We start from the raw sequence: 22866 nt of genomic DNA, 5'->3' as shown, positions 1-22866 counted from the left end.
AAAATGAAGGCAAAATTAGCCATTTTATTATTATCAGTTTGGTTGTCGGGCTGTGATCAGACCGTAGTAAAAGATATTAGTATTGATGAGTTATCGAAGAATCTAAATAATCCAGATTATCTTATTATCGATACCCGACCAGATAGCCTATTTTTTGGTTTTAAAGATAAAGACGCTGCGCGTGGTGGTCATATACAAGGCGCTATGCAATTTACGACGGGCTGGCTGGACTTTATTGATGAAGATAAGTTTACTCACTTCGTGGAAGAAAAAGGAATTACCAAAGAAAAAACACTGGTTTTCTATGATAGCAATCTCGATGATTTAGAACGCGTCACCGCAGAATTTGCAGCTAAAGGTTATAAGGTACTCGCATTTAAAGAGTTCATTAAATATGCCAATGCAGATTATCCGATGGATAAATATCCCAATTATTGGATGAGTGTTTCGCCAAGCTGGGTCAATGCGGCGCTGAAGGGCGAAAAACCTGAAAGCTATACCAGTGACCAAAAGCCTATCATTTTTGAAGTCTCTTGGGGGGATGCGGAGCAGTCAAAATCGTATTCTACTCATATTAAAGGTGCCTACCATTTTAATACTGACTGGATTGAAAATGGGCCAGTATGGAACCTATCCGAACCGAATGTGATTGAACATAATTTATTGAAAAATGGTATCCATAAGGATACGCCAGTGGTGGTTTATTCTGAAAACCAGATGGCCGCATTACGCGTATTATGGGCATTAAAATGGGCGGGTGTGGAAGATGTTCGCTTTCTTAATGGCGGTTTAAATGTCTGGGTTGATGCGGAATTACCAACAGAAACCGTGATGAATATACCTGTACCGATTACAGATTTTGGGACATCTATTCCAGCAAATCCTCAGGTCAACATTTCTATGCCTGCGGAAGCGATACAAGCACAACAAGCGGGATTAAAGCTAATCAGTAATCGTACTTGGGATGAGTATACGGGGAAAATTACGGGGTATGATTATATTCCACGTAAAGGCGAGCCTGCTGGGGCTATCTGGGGATTTGGCGGTAAAAACGCGAACGATATGTCTGACTATTATGATCCTGACGGCACGTTACGTAATCCAGAAGAGATATTTGCCCTTTGGAAAACACAAGGCATTGAGCCATCAGACCACGTTGCTTTTTATTGTGGTACAGGGTGGAGAGCCAGTGTTTCATGGTTTATGACTCAAATGGCGGGATGGGAAAATAGCCAGATCTATGATGGCGGCTGGAATGCATGGCAAATGGATCCTGAATTACCGGTACTCAATAATGCGCAGAGTAAAATCACCAAACCAAGCGCATTGAATGACTTTGGCGAAATCGTGAAAAAACCGGGACAATCTTGTAAAAGCTAATCAGGTCTCTGGTTAAACGGTAAAGTGGGGAAATATCATGGTAGAACAATCACTACCATGATATGACCTCAAATTAACTTAGTGCGATGGGTTATTATCTTCTTTTGACTTCTCTTGTTCTAAGACTTCACGATACCAGCGTGGGTGATGTTTTCTTGCCCACCCCCGCGTTACCCAGCCTTCCACCATGCTACGAATTGAGCCTTTGACCCAAAAAGCCGCATAAGCATGAACGATAACGGTAATGATCAACACTATCGCTGATATTGAATGAGCCAGTAGCGCAATTCGGATCACGCCAATAGAAAAATAATCGGCAAAATAAGGTCGCCAGATAATAATGCCACTGACGGTTAAGATAATGAGGCAGAGACTAAGCGCCCAATAAATACCTTTCTGACCAAGATTATAATGGCCGATATCGCCAGCTTCTTCATTGCGCAGTACTTTATGAATATTCTTTGCCCAAATAAGATCTTGTTTATCCACAAAGTTATGCTTCAAATATCTGAAAAACATGAAGATAAACATGAACGCCATGAGGCATCCAACAAAGGGATGTAACAGCCGCGATAATTGTGGAGTACCTAAAATATTCATAAACCAATTCAATGAGGGGAAAAAGAATCCCAAACCACTGAATGCCGTAAATACAAAGGCAATGACCACTAGCCAGTGATTAATACGTTCTGACGGAGTATGGCGTAAGATTTCATCACTGTTCTTTTTCATCATGGTTGCTCCTCTTTGTGTTCGGATTGTTCCGTTTTAGAAGCGGCTTCCATATCTTTAAGCGCTTCTTCTTCATCTTCTTTGGTTGTGTGGTTTGGTCCAATACCAAAGTAATGGAAAACCGCCCCCGCAAACGTTGCAGCAAAACCAACAGCAGCAAGCGGCTTCCAGATTCCTTTCCAGAATTTAACCGTTTCACTGATTTCAGGATTTTCAGGTAATCCATGATACAAATTAGGTTTATCTGCATGATGAAGAACATACATGACGTGAGTTCCACCAACTCCTTGTGGATCATAAAGCCCAGCATGTTGATAGCCACGGGTATTCAATTCTGAAACACGCTCTTGTGCGAGGTTTTTCATATCCTGCTTGCTACCAAAATGGATAGCACCCGTTGGACAGGTTTTTACACAAGCAGGTTCTTGACCAACATCGACACGATCAACGCATAACGTGCACTTATAGGCGCGGTTATCATCCTGATTGATGCGAGGCACATCAAATGGGCAACCTGCAATACAATAACCACAGCCAATGCAATGTTCAGATTGGAAATCAACAATCCCATTCGCATATTGCACAATAGCCCCTTCTGCTGGGCAGGCCTTTAAACATCCGGGATCTGCACAGTGCATGCAGCCATCTTTACGAATTAACCACTCTAGCTTGCCGTTTTCTTCAACTTCAGAAAAACGCATAACAGTCCATGATTTTGCTGTTAAATCAATAGGGTTATCATAAACACCGATATTCGTACCGACTTTGTCCCGAATATCGTTCCACTCTGAACACGCAACTTGGCAAGCTTTACAACCAATACAGATTGTTACATCAATGAGTTTTGCAACTTCTTCCTGATAATCACGAACTTGAGGCGCAGGCGTTAAGGAGTTAGTCGCAGAGCGACGGATAATATTTTGAGATTGCATTGACATAATTTCTCCTTAGGCTTTTTCAACATTGACTAAAAACGCTTTATATTCAGGGGTGAATGCATTCGCATCACCAACCGATGGCGTCAATGTGTTAGCGAGGAAACCTTTCTGTGTTGCTCCCTCAAAGCCCCAGTGACACGGAATGCCAATGGTTTCGACGACTTTTCCATTAATCGTGAGCGGTCGAATGCGTTTGGTGACGACCGCTTTAGCTTTAATAAAACCGCGTTTGGCGCTGACTCGGACTTCGTCACCTTGTTGAATACCTTTTTGTAAGGCTAGCTGTTCGCCAATCTCAATAAACTGATCTGGCTGCGCGATGGCATTGATCAGAGAATGTTTTGTCCAGTGGCGAAATAGCTCGGTGATGGAGTAGGTTGTTGCCACATACGGAAAATCTTTGGCGTTACCTAAATGGTCTGCATCATAGCTATACAGCCGAGCAACGGGGTTACGAGAAACCGCGGAGTGCAATAAATTATGTTCTACCGGTGATTCAAAGGGTTCATAGAATTCGGGGAATGGGCCATCGGCCATTTTATCCACGGCAAATAAGCGGCCAACGCCTTCAGGTTGCATAATAAAGGGACCAACACCACTGTCTGGTGGCGCGTTACTAAAATCGGGAACATCAAATCCTCCCCATTTTGTGCCATCCCATTTAATCAGTTGTCGATTTTCATCCCACGGTTTACCACTTGGATCAACGGATGCGCGATTATAAAGTACTCGACGATTTTGGGGCCAAGCAAACGCCCAACCCGGCGTACAACCTAATCCGGATGGATCAGCGTTATCGCGGTTTGCCATTTGGTTGCCTTTTTCTGTCCAGCAACCGGAATAAACCCAACAAAAGCTGGCAGTAGAACCGTCAGATTTCAGTTGATGAAAACCATCAATCTGTTGACCTTTCTTCAGTAATAATTTGCCGGAATCATCAAAGATATCTTGCATTGCTTGACCATTCGCTTCTCTAGCGACCTCTTCGGGTTGAGGATCATAAGGGTCAATATAGTTCCAAGAGAGATTCATCAACGGTTCAGGACAAACGCCGCCTTCTTCACGATAAAGTTGGCGTAAGCGCATTAATAAATGCCCAAGAATTTTACCGTCATGCCATGCTTGAGCTGGTGGGCGCGCGCCCGCCCAGTGCCATTGTAACCAACGACCAGAGTTTGCTATCGAGCCGTTTTCTTCAGCAAAGCAAGATGAAGGGAGGCGGAAAACTTCAGTTTGGATATCTGCGGTAGTGACATCATTCATTTCGCCATGGTTTTGCCAGAAGTTAGAAGATTCAGTCACCAGTGGGTCGATGATGACTAAATATTTGAGCTTGGCGAGCGCTGCACTACTTTTATTTTTATCAGGGAAAGCCGCTAAAGGGTTAAAACCTTGAACAATATAGCCATTCATTTTCCCATCAATCATCATCTGGGTTTGAGCCATAATATCGTAGCTTTTATCCCACTTCGGTAGCCAGTGATAGCCCCACTCATTACTTGCTGTCGCACTATCCCCCCAAAAACTTTTCATTAAGCTAATAAAAAAGTCGGGTGTCCTTTTCCAGTAGTTGACTTGGTCTGGCACAATTGCGCTTGGGGTGATTTGTGACAAATAGGTTTGTAGCGAAGTTTGTTTTTCATTCGGCAAAGGCATATAGCCCGGAAGATTTAAAGATAACAACCCTAAATCGCTATAACCTTGAATATTTGAGTGTCCTCGTAACGCATTGACGCCACCACCAGGCATTCCCACATTACCCAGTAACAGTTGGATCATACCTGCGGTACGGATAGTTTGAGCGCCACCAGTATGGTGTGTCCATCCGAGTGCATACAAAATCGTGGCAGTGCGGTTGTTGACTGAGGTTGATGCAAGTTGTTCACAAATATAAATAAAATCTTCAATTGGCGTGCCACATAACGTCGTCACCATTTCTGGCGTATAGCGAGCTACGTGCTGTTTCAATAAATTCCAGACACAGCGTGGGTGCTGAAGAGATTTATCTTTTAGAGCATGACCATTTTCATCCGTTTCATAGTGCCAAGAACTACGATCGTATTGTTGGTTATCTTTATCAAAGCCACTAAAGAGACCATCGTTAAACTGATAATCTTCACGAACGATTAAAGGTGCGTTGGTATAGGCTTTCACATACTCATGTTGGATTTTATCATTTTCAATGAGATAGCGGATAACGCCTAATAAAAATGCGGTATCAGAACCTGCACGAATAGGGGAGTACAAATCTGCGACGGAGGCACTACGGTTAAAACGTGGGTCAACCACAATAACTTTGGCATTATTTTTAATTTTGGCTTCGATAACCCACTTAAAACCAACTGGATGCGCTTCTGCGGGGTTGCCACCCATGATTAAAACCACGTTGGCATTTTTAATGTCGACCCAGTTATTGGTCATGGCGCCACGACCAAAAGTAGGGGCAAGTGCCGAAACAGTCGGTGCGTGACAAAGTCTGGCTTGGCAATCGATGGCTAACATGCCGAGTGACCGCGAAAATTTATTATCGAGGATACCAGTTTCATTACTTGCCGCAGATGAACACAACATACCCGTTGTCAGCCAGCGGTTAACTTCTTGGCCTTTTTCATTGTGAGTCACGAAGTTATCATCGCGATCTTTTTTCATTAATCGCGCAATTTTATCTATCGCTTCATCCCATGAAATTCGCTCCCATTTATCGGAACCTGCTTTGCGATATTCAGGGTATTTTAAGCGGTTTTCACTATGAATATAGTCGATAAGACCGGCACCTTTTGGGCATAGAGAGCCTCGGCTAACCGGATGGTCTGGGTCACCTTCGATATGGTAAATGGATTTATCTACATTCTTGGCGCCGTCACCTAGGCTGTACATCAAGATGCCACAGCCTACTGAGCAGTAAGTGCAGTTATTTCGGGTTTCTATTGAGCGTAATAGTTTATATTGGCGAGTGCTTGCAAAGGATACATTAGGGGCAAAACCGAGTAGTGCGGCAGAGGTTCCAGCCATGCCACCCGCACAAATTTTAAAAAAAGACCGTCGACTGACTTGCATCAGCGTCTCCTTGTAAATTGATTAGAAATACCAAGGCTAGGCAGTTAAAAAAAACAGCCTATCCAGAGTGGGTTTTCATTTTTCAATCATTCAAGACAGACCTGAGCATCATAAGAACTCAATGTAATGAACTACAACATAAAATGATGGGAGCGAATTATAAAGGTTAAAAAAAATAAATCCATATTAATAATATGGTCATACCCACACATAAAAAACAACATATTATTTAACCAATAATAATCAAAAAGTGATCGTGAAATAGCGTTTTAGTCACTATTTATCTTCTTAAAAATAGGGGTAAGTTAGTTATTTAATTTTTTTAAAATTTCCCCATCGTCATTACTGTCGAACTCCTACCTAGTAAAAAGCCAACTAACTGATAAACAACACTATTATTTCTGGCACAAAAAATGCTTAGGTGTCTGCAACAAACTTAAGATCCGACTGATTTTATTGGAGGGGAAAGCGAATGAATCGCTTTGTAATTGCAGACCCACAACTGTGTATCGGATGTAACACTTGCATGGCGGCGTGCTCAGAAACGCATAAAGCCCAAGGATTACAAACACATCCGCGACTAAAGGTGGTCAAAGTTGGCGAGCTAACCGCACCGATGCTCTGTCGTCAATGTGACGATGCCCCGTGTGCGCGTGTGTGTCCGGTCAATGCCATCACCCACGAAAATGACATGATTGTGCTAAATGAAAGCCTGTGCATTGGCTGCAAACTGTGTGGTTTGGTGTGCCCATTTGGGGCAATCACACCGTCAGGCAGCAAACCAGTAGATACACCTGATTTCTTTGAACAATATGTCCCAAAAGAGATGCTATTAGATGTGCCAGATAGCCTCCCAACCATGAACCCTTTCCTGGCGTGGAACGCAGGGATCCGCAATGTCGCCGTGAAATGTGACCTGTGTGATTTCAGTGACGAAGGGCCAGCTTGTGTCAAAGTCTGCCCAACCGATGCCCTCCATCTGGTGGAAGAACACCAACTCGAAAACGAAAGTGCCAAACGCCGCAGCGCATCTGTCGATGCCATGCCGCCAGAGTTCGACATTTTTGTTGCTGATCGGGAGAACCCATAATGACACCTCTTCAGTTACTTTTATGGTCGGTGATTTTCTACGCGGTAGGTGGCTTTGTTTCGTTGCTCTTTAAACGCCAAGAAAAGCTCGCCATTTATGTCGCGGGAATTGCTGCCATGATCGGCGGCGTGCTGGGCTTGTGCAGCTCAATTCCTGTGCTAATGAGCGGGGAAGTGCTTACTTACCTGTCCCAAGGTCCATTCCCGTTCGCCAATTTTGTCGTGAGGCTCGATAGCCTCGCCGCCTTTATGGTGATGGTGATTTCGCTGCTGGTGACCGTCAGCGCCTTATATTCCTTAAACTATGTTCAGGAATATTGCGGTCGCGGCGCGTGGAGCATGGGGTTCTTCCTGAACCTGTTTATCGCTTCGATGGTGGCCTTGGTGGTGATGGACAACGCCTTTTACTTCATCATCCTGTTTGAAATGATGTCACTGGCTTCCTGGTTCTTAGTGATTGCCGACCAAGATGACAAATCCATCCGCGCGGGTCTGCTGTACTTCTTTATTGCCCACGCCGGTTCGATTTTAATTATGATCGCCTTCTTCTTAATGTGGCGTGAAAGTGGCAGCTTAGATTTCGATTCCTTCCGCCAGCTTTCACTTTCACCAGCGATGGCATCCATCGTTTTTTTATTGGGATTTTTTGGCTTTGGCGCCAAAGCAGGGATGCTCCCACTTCACAGTTGGTTACCGCAAGCTCACCCCGCAGCACCGTCTCATGCGTCAGCATTAATGTCTGGTGTAATGGTAAAAATCGGTATCTTCGGGATTATCAAAGTAGGTATCGACTTACTCGGTGCCACTCAAGGCTGGTGGGGTATTGTGGTACTAGCATTCGGTGCAGTCTCCTCGGTTCTTGGGGTTATGTACGCACTGGCTGAGCACGACATCAAACGCTTACTCGCATGGCACACCGTCGAAAATATCGGGATTATCTTGATGGGGGTTGGTGTGGCGATGGTCGGCATGGCAAACAATATGCCAGTGCTTGCGACCATTGGTTTGCTCGGTGCGATTTACCACTTGCTTAACCACGCCGTCTTCAAAGGATTACTGTTCCTTGGTGCGGGCGCCGTGATCTACCGTGTGCATACCCGCGATATGGAAAAAATGGGTGGCTTAGCCAAATTAATGCCACTGACCGCAACCGCGTTTTTAATCGGCTGTATGGCGATTTCCGCGCTGCCACCACTCAACGGCTTTGTCAGTGAGTGGTACACCTACCAATCGCTATTCTCCATGAGTCACGAAGGCACTTTTATTATGCGCATCAGCGGTCCAATCGCCATTGTGATGTTAGCCATCACCGGGGCGTTGGCGGCAATGTGTTTTGTGAAAGTGTACGGCGTCAGTTTTTGCGGTGGTGCTCGCAGTGAGCAAGCCACTCATGCTCGCGAAGTGCCATGGACAATGACCGCCGCGATGCTGATTTTAGCCGCTATCTGTGTGATTTTAGGTGTAGGCGCGACCTATATCGCTCCGGTCTTAGCCAACGTGGCAATGTCCCTGACACACGCCACCGATATCACTGTGGCGCAAGGGGCGATGCTGGTACCAAACAGCGCATCTCAAGCGATGATTTCACCAGCCATGACCTTGATCCTGTTGCTAGCGCTGCCAATCATTCCACTGATTATCTACATGGTATTTAAAGGCAAACAGCTCGACGCGCGCCGTAAAGGGGACGCATGGGCGTGTGGTTATGCGTGGGAAAAAGAGATGTCGGTATCAGCGGGGGGCTTTACCCAGCCGCTGCGTTCTATGTTTGCGCCGCTGTATCGCCTGCGTACTCAGCTCGACCCTTCAGCGCGTTTAGCGCAAACCTTAGAAGTGACGAAAGAGGGGGCAGGGAAGGTAGAACCGTTCTGGGATGAAAAAATTATCTACCCGCTGGTTCGTGTGATTAACCGAATAGCAAAACGCATGCAATGCCTACAAGGCGGGGACTTCAGGCTCTATTGCCTGTATGTGGTCGCGGCCTTGATCGTGCTGCTTGTTGTGATTGCGGCGTAAGGAGAGAAACCATGTCGATTCAAGAAACACCCACATTGATGACAGGGATCTTCGCCGTCGTTCAAGCCGTGGTTTTACTGCTGCTGACGCCGCTGTTCACGGGGATCTCTCGTCAAATTCGCGCAAAAATGCACTCTCGCCAAGGTCCCGGAATTTGGCAAGATTATCGCGACATCATCAAATTGATGACTCGCCAATCTGTGGCGCCGCGTGATTCAGGCATTATCTTTCGCATCATGCCGTATGTGCTGCTGAGCAGCATGTTGCTGCTAGCGATGGCATTGCCAGTGGTCACGAACACGTCACTGTTTAGTAGCGCAGCTGACATCATTATCGTGCTGTATATCTTCGCGTTATTCCGCTTTTTCTTCTCACTTTCCGGTCTCGATACCGGTAGCCCATTTGCGGGTATCGGTGCGAGCCGTGAACTGACACTTGGCGTACTGGTGGAACCGACGTTATTCCTCGGTTTGCTGGTTGTTGCGCTGATTGCTGGTTCCACCAATATTGGCACCATCAGCGCCACGATGAGTGAAGGCTGGGTGTCTCCAACTGCTACGTTATTAGCGCTACTCGCTTGCGGATTCGCGACATTTATTGAGATGGGCAAAATCCCATTCGACGTGGCAGAAGCGGAGCAAGAGCTGCAAGAAGGCCCATTAACCGAATACTCCGGTTCAGGATTCGCGATGGTGAAACTGGGCATTGGTCTGAAACAAGTAGTCGTTGCGGTTCTGTTCCTGTCGATTTTCTTCCCATTCGGCAATGCCAGTACCTTTACCGTTGGCAGCGTATTGTTAGCGATGGGATTATTGCTAGTGAAATTACTGGTGATTTTCGTGCTGGCGTCGCTGGTCGAAAACAGTCTGGCTCGTGGTCGTTTCTTATTAACGCACCATGTGACTTGGTTAGGATTCGGTGTTGCGGTACTCGGATTCGTCTTCTACCTCACCGGTCTATAAGGAGCGACGAAGCATGTTAGAGAATATTGCACTAGCAACCTTGATAATCCCGTTCATCGGGGCGTTGCTGGTCAGTGTGCTACCCACCCGTCTAGCGCCGTGGCTAAGTACCTTAGTGGCGTTGCTAGCCTCTTTGGGAACAGCGGCACTGGGCTGGCTCTATTTAGACGGCGGTAAGGTCGCCACCACACTGGAGTTAATTCAGACGGGTGATGTCGCGCTGTTCGGTTTTACTGTGGATGGCGTGAGCACGCTGATTGCGTTTGCGGTCGTGTTCCTCGGCTTCTTGATTTGCCTCTACTCAACGGGGTATCTCACTGAAGGAAACCGTGAGCACGCTCATGGACCCACTCGTCGCTATTACGCTTTCTTACTGATCTTTATCGGTGCGATGGCTGGGGTTGTGCTCTCTTCCACTATCTTAGGGCAGTTAGTGTTCTTCGAAATTACCGGTGGATGTTCTTGGGCGCTAATTGGTTACTACCAAACTGAAAAATCCCAGCGTTCAGCGATGAAAGCTTTGCTGATCACCCATGTTGGCTCACTCGGCTTATACATGGCGGCGGCAACCCTGTTTATCAGCACGGGTACCTTTGCTCTGAGCGCCATTGACCGTTTGAGTGAATCCCAAAGCCTGATCGTGTTTGGCGGTATTCTGTTTGCAGCATGGGGTAAATCAGCCCAGTTACCACTGCAAGCCTGGCTACCCGATGCGATGGAAGCACCAACCCCAGTTAGTGCTTACTTACACGCCGCCTCCATGGTGAAAGTGGGTGTATATATCTTTGCCCGTGGCTTGATGTCTTCTACCCATGTGCCAGAAATCATTGGTTGGGTGGGTGTCGTGATGGCGGTCATTACGTTGGTGTATGGCTTTATGATGTACCTGCCGCAGAAAGACATGAAACGTCTGCTGGCGTGGTCAACCATCACGCAGCTGGCGTATATTTTCCTCGCTTTATCCTTATCCGTTTTCGGTTCCAAAGAAGCCTTCGATGGCGGTATCGCGTATATCTTCAACCACGCTTTTGCGAAAAGCCTGTTCTTCTTAGTGGCAGGTGCGCTGAGTTATAGCTGTGGTACACGTATGCTGCCGCGCTTACGTGGTTTAGCAAAACGCTATCCATTACTCGGTGTGGGCTTCTGTGTGGCGGCACTCGCCATCGCAGGTGTTCCTCCACTGAATGGCTTCTTCAGTAAATTCCCTATCTTTGCAGCGGGCTTCGCGCTGTCGGAACAGTTCTGGGTATTAACGCCAATTATGGTGTTGGTACTGATTGAATCTGTCGCGAGCTTCGCATGGTTACTGTACTGGTTCGGCAAAGTGGTTCCGGGTGAACCTAGCGAAGAAGTGGCAAACGGCAGCGCAGTTCCTTGGGCAATGCAGTGGGTTATCGGCTTACTGATCGTGATGTCCTTCTGTTCTAGTGTTATTGCCGTCATCTGGCTCGGTTAAGGGAGAGAAAGTATGACTGGTTCAATGATTGTAAATAATTTAGCAGGGCTGATGATGATCACGTCTCTGCTGGTGATCGGCGCGAAAAAGCCGGTGATCTCTTGTTGGTTTTATGCGTTGCAGTCGCTGGTGTTAGTGGCGATTTTCGGCACGCTTTCCTACACCTTAAATGCACCTGAATTGGCAATGTGGGCAGGTACCGCGTTTGCCACCAAAGTGGTTTTGGTTCCGCTGATTATGGGCTACGCCTTCCGAAAATTGTCTGACCCAACCGCGAACGGCGGGGTGATTAGCCCAGCTTGGTTGATGTTAGCGGCAGCGGTAATTGTGGTGCTGTGTTGGTTTGTGGTCGAGCCAATTAAATTGCCACTGGCAGCGGATTTAAAACCCGCTTTAGCGGTTTCTCTTGGGCACTTTATGTTGGGGCTGCTGTGTATCGTGACTCAACGCAATATTCTCAAGCAAGCCTTTGGTTACTGCCTCATGGAAAACGGCTCCCATCTGACCCTAGCGTTACTGGCGTATAAAGCCCCTGAGCTGGTGGAAATTGGTATCGCCACAGACGCCATATTTGCGGTGATCATTATGGCGGTATTGGCTCGTAAAATTTATCGCACGCTCAACACACTGAACGTGGATCAACTGACCGCGCTGAAGGGGTGATGAGATGAGTCAAACAATGTTATTAACCTTATTGATGGCAACTCCGCTGGTGATTTCACTGCTGGCGTTCGCCTGCCGCTTAATGGGTAACGGGGCAAAAATCCCCGTCACCTTGATCCATGCCATTGGGATCACGGTATTACTGGTGTTATCGCTCTGGATGGTTGGCACGATAGATAAAGTCGGTGACTTGCTGATGGCAGGTCATTGGATCCACCTTGATAGCCTCGCAGGGTTATTCCTCGCTATCTTGGGGATCGTCGGTTTCCTGACTGGCTTGTACTCTATCGGTTATATGAACCATGAAGTGCATGAAGGGGAAATCAGTGTTGGAACCTTATGTAACTATTACGGTTTCTTCCACTTGTTCCTGTTCACAATGCTGTTGGTGATCACCAGTAATAACCTGATTTTAATGTGGGCAGCGGTCGAAGCGACCACTTTAAGCTCCGCGTTTTTAGTGGGCATTTACGGTCAACGCTCTTCGCTGGAAGCCGCGTGGAAATACATCATTATCTGTAGCGTGGGTGTGGCGTTCGGTCTGTTCGGTACCATTTTAGTGTATGCCAATGCGGTGAACGTCATGCCGGATCCTGAAATGGCTATCTTCTGGACAGAAGTTCTGAAATATACCGACCTTCTCGATCCAACCCTGATGCACCTTGCCTTTGTATTTGTGTTAATCGGTTTTGGTACCAAAACGGGTCTGTTCCCAATGCACGCATGGTTGCCGGATGCGCACAGTGAAGCACCAAGCCCAACGTCAGCGCTGCTGTCTGCGGTGCTACTGAATTGTGCGTTGCTGATTATCATCCGTTACTACATCATTGTGACCTCATCAATTGGTGGCGAATTTACGCAAACCTTACTGCTGGTATTCGGATTAATGTCCGTGGCGGTGGCAGCGTTCTTTATCTTGGTACAAAAAGATATGAAACGTTTGCTGGCGTACTCCAGTGTGGAAAACATGGGATTGATCGCGGTGGCATTAGGTATTGGTGGACCTTTGGGTGTACTGGCTGCGTTGCTGCATACCTTAAACCACAGTTTGGGTAAAACCTTGCTGTTCTGCGGCTCCGGTAACGTTTTACTGAAATATGGCACTCGCGATATTACGGTGGTGAAAGGGTTACTGCGCACTATGCCATTTACCGCGGTGGTGTTTGCGGGTGGTGCATTAGCACTGGGCGGTATGCCGCCATTCAACGTCTTTTTAAGTGAATTTATGATTGTGGTGGCGGGGCTGGTCGCTAACCATTTCTGGCTAACCTTGCTGGTGCTGATCTTAATTACGGTGGTGCTGGGCGGGTTGATCCGCATGATCTCTAAAACCCTATTTGGCGAACAACCAGAGTGCGTAGCGCGTGGTGAGCTGGGCATTTTAACCACATTACCGATGGCGATTTTGATTGTACTGATGCTGGTGATGGGGACGTATATTCCTCAGCCTGTCAGTCGCTTACTGGAAAATGCCGCGACGATCGTGCTCAAAGACAGCGCGACAGTCGACCACCAAATTACCACCTTAAATTACCAATGGCCGTGGGGTGCAAGCACCTCCGAACCTTCATCGCAGGAGAAATAACGTGAGCTATCAGAATTATACAGATACCCTTCAGGGCGTTCGCAAAGGCGCGGGCTATCTGGCAAAAGTGCGCGAGCAATTTCCTCATGCCATGCTGGAAGAGGAGTGGCAAACCGCCAACCAAGTCACCATTACCGTCAAAACCGAGATGCTGCCAGAAGTGGTGGAATTCCTCTATTACGGCTGCGGCGGTTGGTTACCGGTGTTGTGGGGGAACGATGAGCGTCCTCTAAATGGGCAGTTTGCGGTTTATTACGCACTGTCGATGGAAGAGGGGGAAAAATGTTGGGTGACGGTGAAAGCCTATGTCAGCCCAATCACTCAAGAATTTCCATCCGTAACGCCGCGCGTACCTGCGGCTGTATGGGGAGAGCGTGAAATTCGAGATATGTACGGCTTACGCCCAGTGGGCTTGCCGGATGAGCGTCGTTTAGTGCTACCGGATGATTGGCCGGAAGACCTGTATCCGCTGCGCAAAGACACCATGGATTATCGTCAGCGCCCTGCGCCAACCACTGACACTGAAACCTACGAGTTTATCAACGACAGCAAAACTCAAAGCCGCATCGTGCCAATTGGCCCGCTGCATATCACTTCCGATGAACCGGGGCACTTCCGCCTGTTTGTGGATGGCGAACGTATTGTGGATGCGGATTACCGTATGTTCTACGTGCATCGCGGAATGGAAAAACTGGCTGAAACCCGTATGGGCTACAACGAAGTCACTTTCTTATCTGATCGCGTATGCGGTATTTGCGGCTTCACCCACAGCGTGGCGTACACCACCTCAGTTGAGAACGCATTAGGTATTTATGTCCCTCAGCGTGCTCATACTATTCGTAGTGTGTTACTGGAAGTGGAACGTTTACACAGCCACTTGCTGAATATCGGTTTAGCAAGCCACTTCACTGGGTTTGATACTGGTTTCATGCAATTTTTCCGTGTCCGTGAAAAATCCATGACCATGGCGGAATTACTGACAGGCGCCCGTAAAACTTACGGTACCAACTTAATTGGTGGGGTTCGTCGTGACTTCTTAAAAGAGCAGCGCGTGAAAACCATTCAGTTGGTCAAAGAGATGCGCCAAGATGTGACCCAGCTGGTGGATATGTTGCTGAGCACACCAAATATGGAGCAGCGTACCGTCGGTGTCGGTCGTCTTGACCCACAAGTTGCCCGTGATTACAGCCCAGTAGGACCGATGATCCGCGCCAGCGGCTTCAAGCGCGATGTACGTTTTGATCATCCATTTGCTGACTATGGCAATTTACCAAAAACCTTATTCACCTTAGATGGTTGCGATGTCTATTCCCGCGTGATGGTACGCATTAAAGAGACATTGGACTCTCTGTCGATGATTGAATATGCCCTCGACAATATGCCGGAAGGTCCAATTCTGACCGAAGGCTTTACCTATCAGCCTCATAAATTTGCACTGGGCTATACCGAAGCGCCGCGAGGTGAAGATGTTCACTGGAGCATGCTCGGCGATAACCAAAAACTGTATCGCTGGCGTTGCCGTGCGGCTACTTACGCGAACTGGCCAGTGCTGCGCTATATGCTGCAAGGCAATACCGTTTCTGATGCGCCATTGATTATCGGTAGCCTCGACCCTTGCTACTCCTGTACTGACCGCGTGACGCTGGTGGATGTGAAAAAACGAAAAGCGAAAACCGTGGCATACAAAGAGCTCGAACAGCACAGTATCGAGCGCAAACATTCGATTATGAAATAACGGAGGGACACCATGTTTAAACTTTTCAAAACCCTTCGTAATGCGGGTACCGCAACGGTGAAATACCCGTTCAAACCGCTGGAAGTGGCTCACGGATTTAGAGGCAAACCGGAATACGACCCGCAGCAGTGTATTGCGTGTGGCGCGTGTATTTCCGCTTGCCCAGCCAATGCGTTAACCATGGAAACTGACTTAGAAAGTGGTGAACGCCGCTGGCAGCTGTTTTTAGGTCGCTGTATTTATTGTGCGCGCTGTGAAGAAGTTTGTCCGACTCGCGCCATTCACTTAACGGAAGAGTTTGAAACCGCGGTAATGAACAAAGCGGATTTGTACATGAAAGGGACGTTCCGCCTGCAACATTGTCGCCAGTGTGGCGAAGCATTCGCCCCGAAAAAATCCGTGGAGTATGCCATGGCGCTGATGGTGGCATCGGGGATTGAGGAAGGCGGTATTGAAGCCCTGCGCCCAATGTATGAAACTTGCCCATCCTGTAAGCAAAAAAACAATTTATTGAATAATGATCGTCAGAACTTCCGTTTGCATATTCAGGGAGATAAATCATGAGTTTGCCAAATATCCCCGTAAACCATCATGTTAGCCAGCCGATTGTGCTCGATGAGCAGGTGGCAAAACTGAAAAGCACGCTGCTGAAAGATATTAAGCGTTCAGCCTATGTGTATCGCGTGGACTGTGGCGGTTGCAACGGATGTGAAATCGAAATTTTCTCGGCAATCACCCCCGTTTTCGATGCGGAACGTTTCGGGATCAAAGTGGTGGCGTCTCCGCGCCATGCAGATATTTTACTGTTCACAGGGGCAGTTACCCGTGCGATGCGCATGCCTGCACTGCGCGCGTATGAATCTGCACCGGATCCAAAAATCTGTATCTCTTATGGGGCTTGTGGTTGTGGTGGGGGGATCTTCCACGATCTGTATTGTGTCTGGGGCGGCAGCGAACACATCGTGCCGATTGATGTGTGGATCCCAGGTTGCCCGCCAACGCCAGCCGCGACTATTTATGGTTTCGCGGTGGCATTAGGGTTATTGAATCAGAAATTGGTTGGGCAAGATCACCGCGAAGCCGATGGGGAAAAAGTGGAGCTTTTACTGCCATCAATTCCTCTAGCCACTCGCGTGATGATCGAACGTGAAGCGCGCCGCCAAGCGGGGTATTACCAAGGTCGAGAAATCAGTGATCGCTTCCTGACGCTGCTCGATGGGGCAACCCCAAGCCAAGTGAAAGCCACGATGCAAACATGGATGGACGAGGAGCAAGACCCACGGTTGCGTGAGATTGTGAACCGCCTCGTGACCGTGTTGCAACAAGGGGGCATTAATGAGTGAGTCAGCGACTGAAACGGGGAAAGTAATTTTCTGGTCACTGCGCCAGAAGTTTGTCGACAGTGACGATGATGTGCCTGAAGACGCGCAGCAAGTCATGTATTACTCACTGGCGATAGGTCACCATGTTGGGATGATTGACTGCCTTAAAACCGAGTTAGAGTGCCCGTTAGATGGCTTCCAAGCATGGGTGAATGCGCTTCCTGAAGGGGAGGCGCGTCGCAAATTACAGGGTTTGATCACCTTCGGTGAAATTAATATCGATTCCACCCACACTAATGTGCTGGCGTTAGCATTAGATAGTTTCGCTAAAGACAGTAACTCGCCCTATCAGGCATGGAGCGCCACACTGATTCGATTGCTCGGTGAAATTGAGCGCGAGCCGGCAATATATTTGATCGTGAAACGACAGCCGATGAGCGATGTTGCCAGGCAAACTCAGCCTTCTTTTTCAATGGCAACCGAATCTTCAGCGGAAAATCAGCCTCTTTCAGAAAACCCATCACCCGTGCAAAATTTGATGCTGGCGGTGGGCAATAGCATGATGGGGGATGATGGCGCAGGCCCAATGCTATTCGACCTCATGCAGCAAGCCCCGATTGATGGCTGGGTGGCAATTAACGGTGGCAGCAGTCCTGAAAGTGTTTCTCACCAAGTGCGAGCGTTAAAACCTCAGCGTTTATTAATTGTGGATGCTGCGGATATTGGTTTAGCACCTGGTGAAATCCGGGTTATCGACCCCGATGATATCGCTGAAATGTTTATTATGAGCACCCATAACCTGCCGCTGAATTTTCTTATCGACCAGTTAAAAGAGGATGTCGGAGAAATCATTTTCTTAGGCATTCAGCCCGATTTAGTAGGTTTTTATATGCCGATGAATGACAAAGTGGTTGCCGCCGTCGAGCAAGTTTATCAAGCCTTACCAACATGGGAAGGGGTAGGGGGATTCCGGTTATTTGAGGGTGAGTAACGATAAACTGGAAGCCTTTAATTAAAGGATAGAATATTAAGGGAATAAATAGACCGCGCTACAGGGATGCAGTGCGGTTTTTACTGAAAACCACAACTTTCCACCCTGCAAACTTGGTTATTCCTCCAAAATTGCGTAAATCCAGTGTTTAATATGGCATCGATATGAATATTAAACTCGTCACTCGTTTTGTGCGTGAATCTCGGTTCAATGACTAACTAAGGCGGGTATTATCACTATTATAAAGTGCTTCTCTTCAGTATTGTTGAGTTGTGATGATCTTTATTTTTGCATAAGCATAATTAAGGATGATTTTTTTGAGATTAATGCATATTAAACTGAAGATAAACTCATTGGGCATATCACCTTGTATTTTAAATGAATAACATGTTTTTAGCTCTTTTTTATAATGTTATGTATAATAAATATTATTATTTCATTTATATTTCAGTAGTTATTTTTGTTCTGTTGGTTTATTTTGTAATTCAAGTTTATTTAATTTAAATATTTAACTCAATAAATGAGTTATTTATTTTTATGTCAGTGATTTAACGATATTCTTAATATAATTAAATTATTCAATTTATTTTAATTATCATTAAAAGATAAGATTGATAATACATTATATTGTTTTTAATGCTATTTTGAAACTTTAGTCTTTATATGATTTTTGGATGAAATAGACAGTCTGTTTGCGATAATTATTTTTTATAAAAAATTGGCAGGTAATTTATTTTTTATATTTTAAACTACATTTTTGTTATCTTGATACCTTTAATGTCTTATTTAAACGTATGTTTGGTATTTGATGTTTAATTAATTCTTTTAACTTAGTATAGGAATTGCTCATATGTTTTATATTTAAAATGGAGTTATTGTAATGACAGATTATATTCTAAATAAGAGCATCCCTATTGGTATTAATGAAACAGGCACCCGTGAAGAATTCGATAGCATGGGAAAAGTAAATGTTCCTGCAAATCGTTATTGGGGGGCACAGACTCAACGTTCATTACAGCACTTTAATATTGGCGATGATTTAATGCCAAAATCGGTTTACCACGCGTATGGCTATGTAAAAAAAGCTTGTGCGTTGGTTAACTGCGAAGCAGGTCGATTAGCTGAATGGAAAAAAGAAGCGATCGTTATCGCTGCTGATGAAACTATTCATGGTCAATTGGATGAGCATTATCCGCTTTATGTATGGCAGACAGGCTCTGGCACACAATCTAATATGAATGTGAATGAGGTCATTTCTAACCGAGCTATTCAATTACTCGGTGGCTCATTAGGAACACAATTGCCCGTTGGACCCAATGATGATGTCAACATGGGTCAGTCTTCCAATGATACATTCCCTACTGCAATGCACATCGCCGCTATTTTTGCGCTTGATGAACAATTAATTCCGAGCATTGAAGATTTAATTCAACTTATTGAAAAGAAAGCTGATTCGTGGATGACTGTCGTTAAGATCGGTCGTACCCACCTCGAAGATGCAGTGCCTTTAACCGTGGGACAAGAGTGGCACGGTTGGGCGGGTCAATTACGCGATGCGCTAGATGACATTAAACGTAGTCAGCAAGATCTTTATAAACTCGCTGTTGGCGGCACGGCTGTTGGTACAGGATTAAACGCGCCAAAAGGCTTTTCAAAAGATGTCGCAGATAAGATAGCGGAATTAACTCAAAAACCGTTTATTACAGCACCCAACAAATTTACGGCTCAAGGCTCTCTTGATGCATTAGTTCGCACACATGCGGCTATTCGCGGACTGGCAGTGGCACTGATCAAAATTGCGAATGATATGCGCTGGCTAGCGTCGGGTCCTCGTTGTGGTTTCAGCGAATTAATATTGCCATCTAATGAACCTGGTTCATCTATCATGCCCGGCAAGGTCAACCCAACCCAATGTGAAGCGATGGTCATGATTGGTATTCAGGTTATGGGGAATGATGCTGCGATTGCGATATCAGGTAGCCAAGGTAATTTTGAATTAAATGCGATGAGACCGGTAATTATTAATAACCTCCTGCATTCCATTCGTATTATTTCTGATGGTTGTCGTAAATTTATGGAATATTCAGTAGAAGGCACTGAATTAAATAATACGAAAATAACCGAGTATGTGGACAATAGTGTCATGTTAGTGACGGCATTATCCCCAATTATTGGTTATCAAAATGCAGCGCATATTGCTGAAAATGCAATAGCGAAAAATATCACATTGAAAGAATCTGCAATCGCTTCTGGAAAAATAAGTGAAGAAGATTTTAATAAATATGTTAATCCGATTGATATGACAGGAAATGGTCTATCTGGCGCGTAGTTTTCTCTGAATTATAATATCTAAATTAAAAGGTATTAATTATGTATAATCGACAAGCTAAAGTTGTTGTGGAAAATAACATTCGTAAAATTAAAACCACTGCAAGAGGATATGAAGTATTACGCGATCCATCATTAAATAAAGGAACGGCTTTTACTGAAGAAGAACGCAAAGCGCTGGACTTAAATGGTATTCTTCCTCCTGTTGTAACTGAGGATATGGAAACACAATTAAACCGTGCTTATCACGCTTACCGTGGATGCCATTCTGATTTAGATAAACATATTTACATGTGGCGTTTGCACGATAATAACGTGACATTGTTCTATGCATTATTACAACGTCATATGCTGGAAATGCTGCCAGTTGTTTATGACCCAGTTGTCGGCGATGCTATTGAAAACTATAGCGAGATTATTACTCGTCCTCGCGGGATCTTCCTCAGTATTAATGAACCTGAATTAATCGAAGAAAAGCTGCGTGCATTCGGTGCTGAAGGTGGTGATATTCGATTGATCGTGACCACTGACGCAGAAGAAATCTTAGGTATCGGAGACTGGGGTTCTAATGGTATCGATATTTCAGTCGGTAAGCTGGCTGTTTATACTGCCGCTGCGGGTGTAGATCCTCACAGTGTTATTCCTGTTGTTCTCGATGTCGGGACTAACAATGAAAAACTGTTAAATGATCCATCGTATGTGGGTAATCGTCATGAGCGTATTCAAGGCAAAGTCTATGACGATTTTGTTGATGCTTATGTCAAAGCGGCAAGAAAGCTATTTCCAAATGCAGTGATGCACTGGGAAGATTTTGGTTCAACAAATGCGCGTCGCATTTTGGATAAATACAGAGCGAATTTCGCGACATTTAACGATGATGTGCAAGGCACGGGTGCCATTGTATTGTCGGGCTTATTGAATGCGGTGAAATTAAGTAAAACGCCTTGGACGGAGCAAAAAGTGGTTATCTTTGGTGCAGGAACTGCGGGTTGTGGTATTGCAGACCAAATTCGTGACCAAATGATCCGTAGTGGCCTATCTCGTGAAGAAGCCATTTCTCGCATTTGGTTAATTGACTTGCCGGGACTACTGACAACTGACATGGTCGACAGCTTACTGTATTTCCAAAAAGATTATGCGAAAAACAGCCAAGATGTTGCCAATTATCCAAGAAAGATTGTTGATGTTTCTGTTGAAGCACAAACCCGCTGGCCGGATATGGCGGATATCCTTGCGAAACAGAATAAAGCTAAAGGTATTATTGACTTAGCAACGGTTGTCGAGAATGTAAAACCAACAATTTTAATTGGTACATCAACCACTCCGGGTGCTTTCACTCAAGATATCGTTCGCAGCATGGCAAGCCACGTTGAACGCCCAATTATTTTCCCATTATCAAACCCAACATTACTGCATGAAGCAACACCACAGCATTTAATTGAATGGACTGAAGGTAAAGTGTTTGTGGCAACGGGTGCGCCATTTGATGATGTGATTTATAACGGTGTTTGCTACAAAATCGGTCAGGCAAATAACGCTGCGCTTTATCCGGGGCTAGGCTTCGGTGCTATCGTGTCTAAAGCCACGAAAATTACCGATGAAATGATTTTTGCCGCAGTTCAAGCTGTGGCAAGCCAAGCAACATTAGGCTCAGAAGGTGCATCGTTATTACCATCGAATGAAGATTTACGTATCACTTCAAGTATCGTTGCTCTTGCTGTTTTACGTATGGCGAAAAGCCAAGGTGTAGCAGGGGTTAATGCCAGCGATTCTGAAGTTGAAATGGTGAGAACACAATCTTGGTGGCCGGTTTATGTGCCAGTTGAGGCTATCTAATTACAGAGTGTGATTGATAGTTTGATTGAGTAAAACGGTAATTAATGAAACCTGACACAAAAGTGTGTCAGGTTTTTTTGATGCGTAAAAAGGGGCGAAATACAAAAAGCAGTGGGGGGAATAAACACGTATTATCACGCGTTTCCTCGCAAAAAATATCCTACATCTTCCTCAACTTCTTCCATTGCCATTAACGCTTCTAAGGTATCTCTAGCTTCTTTTTCATCAAGAATACTCATGGCGAAACCGACGTGAACTAATACCCATTTACCGACCATGCTCTCGGTATCCCCTTCGCATACGAGGGCAATATTCACTTCACGCTGGACACCACAAACATCCACTTGGGCACTATCCATGGGGGTTTGACCAACGGCAACCACTTGACCGGGAATACCTAAACACATAACTGGCTCCTAAACGGGTTATTCAACTTCAATCTGCTTCACTTGCATGGCGCTAGCACTGTCGACAATTAAATTTTGGCTGCCGCAATGGGGGCATCCTTCACCAAATTTGGTTATTTGTACCTGATACTGACAATCTCGGCATTGTGCTTGTGCAGGGGAAATCACGATATGTAATTCGGCACCTTGGGCGAGGGTATTACGGCAGATAATATCGAAACAAAAATGCACGGCGGATTCCTCTACGCAAGAGACGGCGCTGAGTTCTAACCACACACCCGTCACCCGCCGAGCATGGTTGCGTTTAGCGTGCTGTTCAATAATCTCAAATGCGCTTTGGCATAAGGCAACTTCATGCATTTGTCATTC

18 protein-coding genes and 1 pseudogene are annotated in these 22866 nt (G+C 45.8%); 14 read left to right on the top strand and 5 right to left on the bottom strand.

Annotated elements, in window-relative coordinates:
• Positions 1–3 precede the first annotated feature (3 nt).
• Positions 4–1380 carry a rhodanese-like domain-containing protein gene (locus M5X66_RS16005; protein ID WP_154599681.1) on the top strand — a complete coding sequence of 459 codons (1377 nt, stop codon included), beginning with the start codon at positions 4–6 and terminating at the stop codon, positions 1378–1380.
• A gap of 78 nt (positions 1381–1458) precedes the next feature.
• Here M5X66_RS16005 and fdoI read toward each other — a convergent pair whose 3' ends face one another.
• Genes fdoI through fdnG form a run of 3 tightly spaced genes read right to left on the bottom strand, consistent with a single transcriptional unit; the run spans position 1459 to position 6107 of the window.
• A complete protein-coding gene (gene fdoI / locus M5X66_RS16000; protein ID WP_036949167.1) occupies positions 1459–2115 on the bottom strand; it encodes a formate dehydrogenase cytochrome b556 subunit in 657 nt (218 codons plus the stop codon).
• Positions 2112–3050, bottom strand: a complete 939-nt coding sequence (gene fdxH / locus M5X66_RS15995) for a formate dehydrogenase subunit beta (RefSeq protein ID WP_036949168.1) — start codon at positions 3048–3050, stop codon at positions 2112–2114. Before fdxH ends, fdoI begins: the two co-directional genes overlap by 4 nt.
• A 9-nt stretch (positions 3051–3059) precedes the next feature.
• The gene (fdnG, locus tag M5X66_RS15990) at positions 3060–6107 is read right to left on the bottom strand and encodes a formate dehydrogenase-N subunit alpha (RefSeq protein WP_071992123.1); all 3048 of its coding nucleotides are present in this window, start codon (positions 6105–6107) and stop codon (positions 3060–3062) included.
• Positions 6108–6579: 472 nt separating this feature from the next.
• Here fdnG and M5X66_RS15985 point away from each other — a divergent pair, with 472 nt between their 5' ends.
• The 13 genes and pseudogenes from M5X66_RS15985 (at position 6580) to M5X66_RS15925 (ending at position 22090) form a co-directional block, all read left to right on the top strand.
• The gene (locus tag M5X66_RS15985) at positions 6580–7197 is read left to right on the top strand and encodes a 4Fe-4S dicluster domain-containing protein (RefSeq protein WP_036949169.1); all 618 of its coding nucleotides are present in this window, start codon (positions 6580–6582) and stop codon (positions 7195–7197) included.
• Complete coding sequence (gene hyfB / locus M5X66_RS15980) at positions 7197–9212, top strand: hydrogenase 4 subunit B (RefSeq protein WP_036949171.1); 2016 nt, start codon at positions 7197–7199, stop codon at positions 9210–9212. The genes M5X66_RS15985 and hyfB overlap by 1 nt, the downstream gene beginning before the upstream one ends.
• 11 nt (positions 9213–9223) lie before the next feature.
• A complete protein-coding gene (locus tag M5X66_RS15975; RefSeq protein WP_270103729.1) occupies positions 9224–10174 on the top strand; it encodes a respiratory chain complex I subunit 1 family protein in 951 nt (316 codons plus the stop codon).
• Between the two features lie 13 nt (positions 10175–10187).
• Positions 10188–11630, top strand: a complete 1443-nt coding sequence (locus tag M5X66_RS15970) for a hydrogenase 4 subunit D (RefSeq protein ID WP_036949173.1) — start codon at positions 10188–10190, stop codon at positions 11628–11630.
• Positions 11631–11642: 12 nt separating this feature from the next.
• A complete protein-coding gene (gene hyfE / locus M5X66_RS15965) occupies positions 11643–12293 on the top strand; it encodes a hydrogenase 4 membrane subunit (RefSeq protein ID WP_154599975.1) in 651 nt (216 codons plus the stop codon).
• Between the two features lie 4 nt (positions 12294–12297).
• Positions 12298–13878, top strand: coding sequence for a hydrogenase 4 subunit F (locus M5X66_RS15960; protein ID WP_154599974.1), 1581 nt, complete (start codon positions 12298–12300; stop codon positions 13876–13878).
• A 1-nt stretch (position 13879) separates the two neighbouring features.
• Positions 13880–15613: a hydrogenase large subunit gene (locus tag M5X66_RS15955; RefSeq protein WP_270103728.1), complete on the top strand. Its 1734-nt coding sequence runs from the start codon at positions 13880–13882 to the stop codon at positions 15611–15613.
• Positions 15614–15625: 12 nt separating this feature from the next.
• Positions 15626–16177, top strand: coding sequence for a hydrogenase 4 subunit H (gene hyfH / locus M5X66_RS15950; protein WP_036949180.1), 552 nt, complete (start codon positions 15626–15628; stop codon positions 16175–16177).
• Positions 16174–16956: an NADH-quinone oxidoreductase subunit B family protein gene (locus tag M5X66_RS15945; protein WP_036949181.1), complete on the top strand. Its 783-nt coding sequence runs from the start codon at positions 16174–16176 to the stop codon at positions 16954–16956. The genes hyfH and M5X66_RS15945 overlap by 4 nt, the downstream gene beginning before the upstream one ends.
• Positions 16949–17305 (top strand): annotated as a pseudogene (locus M5X66_RS15940) (formate hydrogenlyase maturation HycH family protein); the annotation flags it as partial. The gene M5X66_RS15945 and the pseudogene M5X66_RS15940, both read left to right, overlap by 8 nt.
• Before the next feature lie 168 nt (positions 17306–17473).
• Positions 17474–17926, top strand: coding sequence for a hydrogenase maturation peptidase HycI (gene hycI, locus M5X66_RS15935; RefSeq protein ID WP_154634725.1), 453 nt, complete (start codon positions 17474–17476; stop codon positions 17924–17926).
• A gap of 880 nt (positions 17927–18806) precedes the next feature.
• On the top strand, positions 18807–20255 hold the full coding sequence (fumC, locus tag M5X66_RS15930; protein WP_036949184.1) for a class II fumarate hydratase: 1449 nt from the start codon (positions 18807–18809) through the stop codon (positions 20253–20255).
• A 41-nt stretch (positions 20256–20296) separates the two neighbouring features.
• Positions 20297–22090: an NAD-dependent malic enzyme gene (locus M5X66_RS15925; RefSeq protein ID WP_036949186.1), complete on the top strand. Its 1794-nt coding sequence runs from the start codon at positions 20297–20299 to the stop codon at positions 22088–22090.
• A gap of 134 nt (positions 22091–22224) precedes the next feature.
• On the opposite strand, the gene hybG is transcribed toward M5X66_RS15925, so the two are convergent.
• Both hybG and hypA read right to left on the bottom strand, forming a co-directional pair.
• Positions 22225–22497 carry a hydrogenase maturation factor HybG gene (hybG, locus tag M5X66_RS15920; protein ID WP_036949187.1) on the bottom strand — a complete coding sequence of 91 codons (273 nt, stop codon included), beginning with the start codon at positions 22495–22497 and terminating at the stop codon, positions 22225–22227.
• A gap of 18 nt (positions 22498–22515) precedes the next feature.
• Positions 22516–22857, bottom strand: a complete 342-nt coding sequence (hypA, locus tag M5X66_RS15915) for a hydrogenase maturation nickel metallochaperone HypA (protein ID WP_036949189.1) — start codon at positions 22855–22857, stop codon at positions 22516–22518.
• Between the last annotated feature and the right edge of the window lie 9 nt (positions 22858–22866).

The organism is Providencia sp. PROV188, from assembly GCF_027595165.1.
Lineage (GTDB): Bacteria > Pseudomonadota > Gammaproteobacteria > Enterobacterales > Enterobacteriaceae > Providencia > Providencia lanzhouensis.
This window is presented reverse-complemented; position numbering and strand designations above follow the sequence as displayed.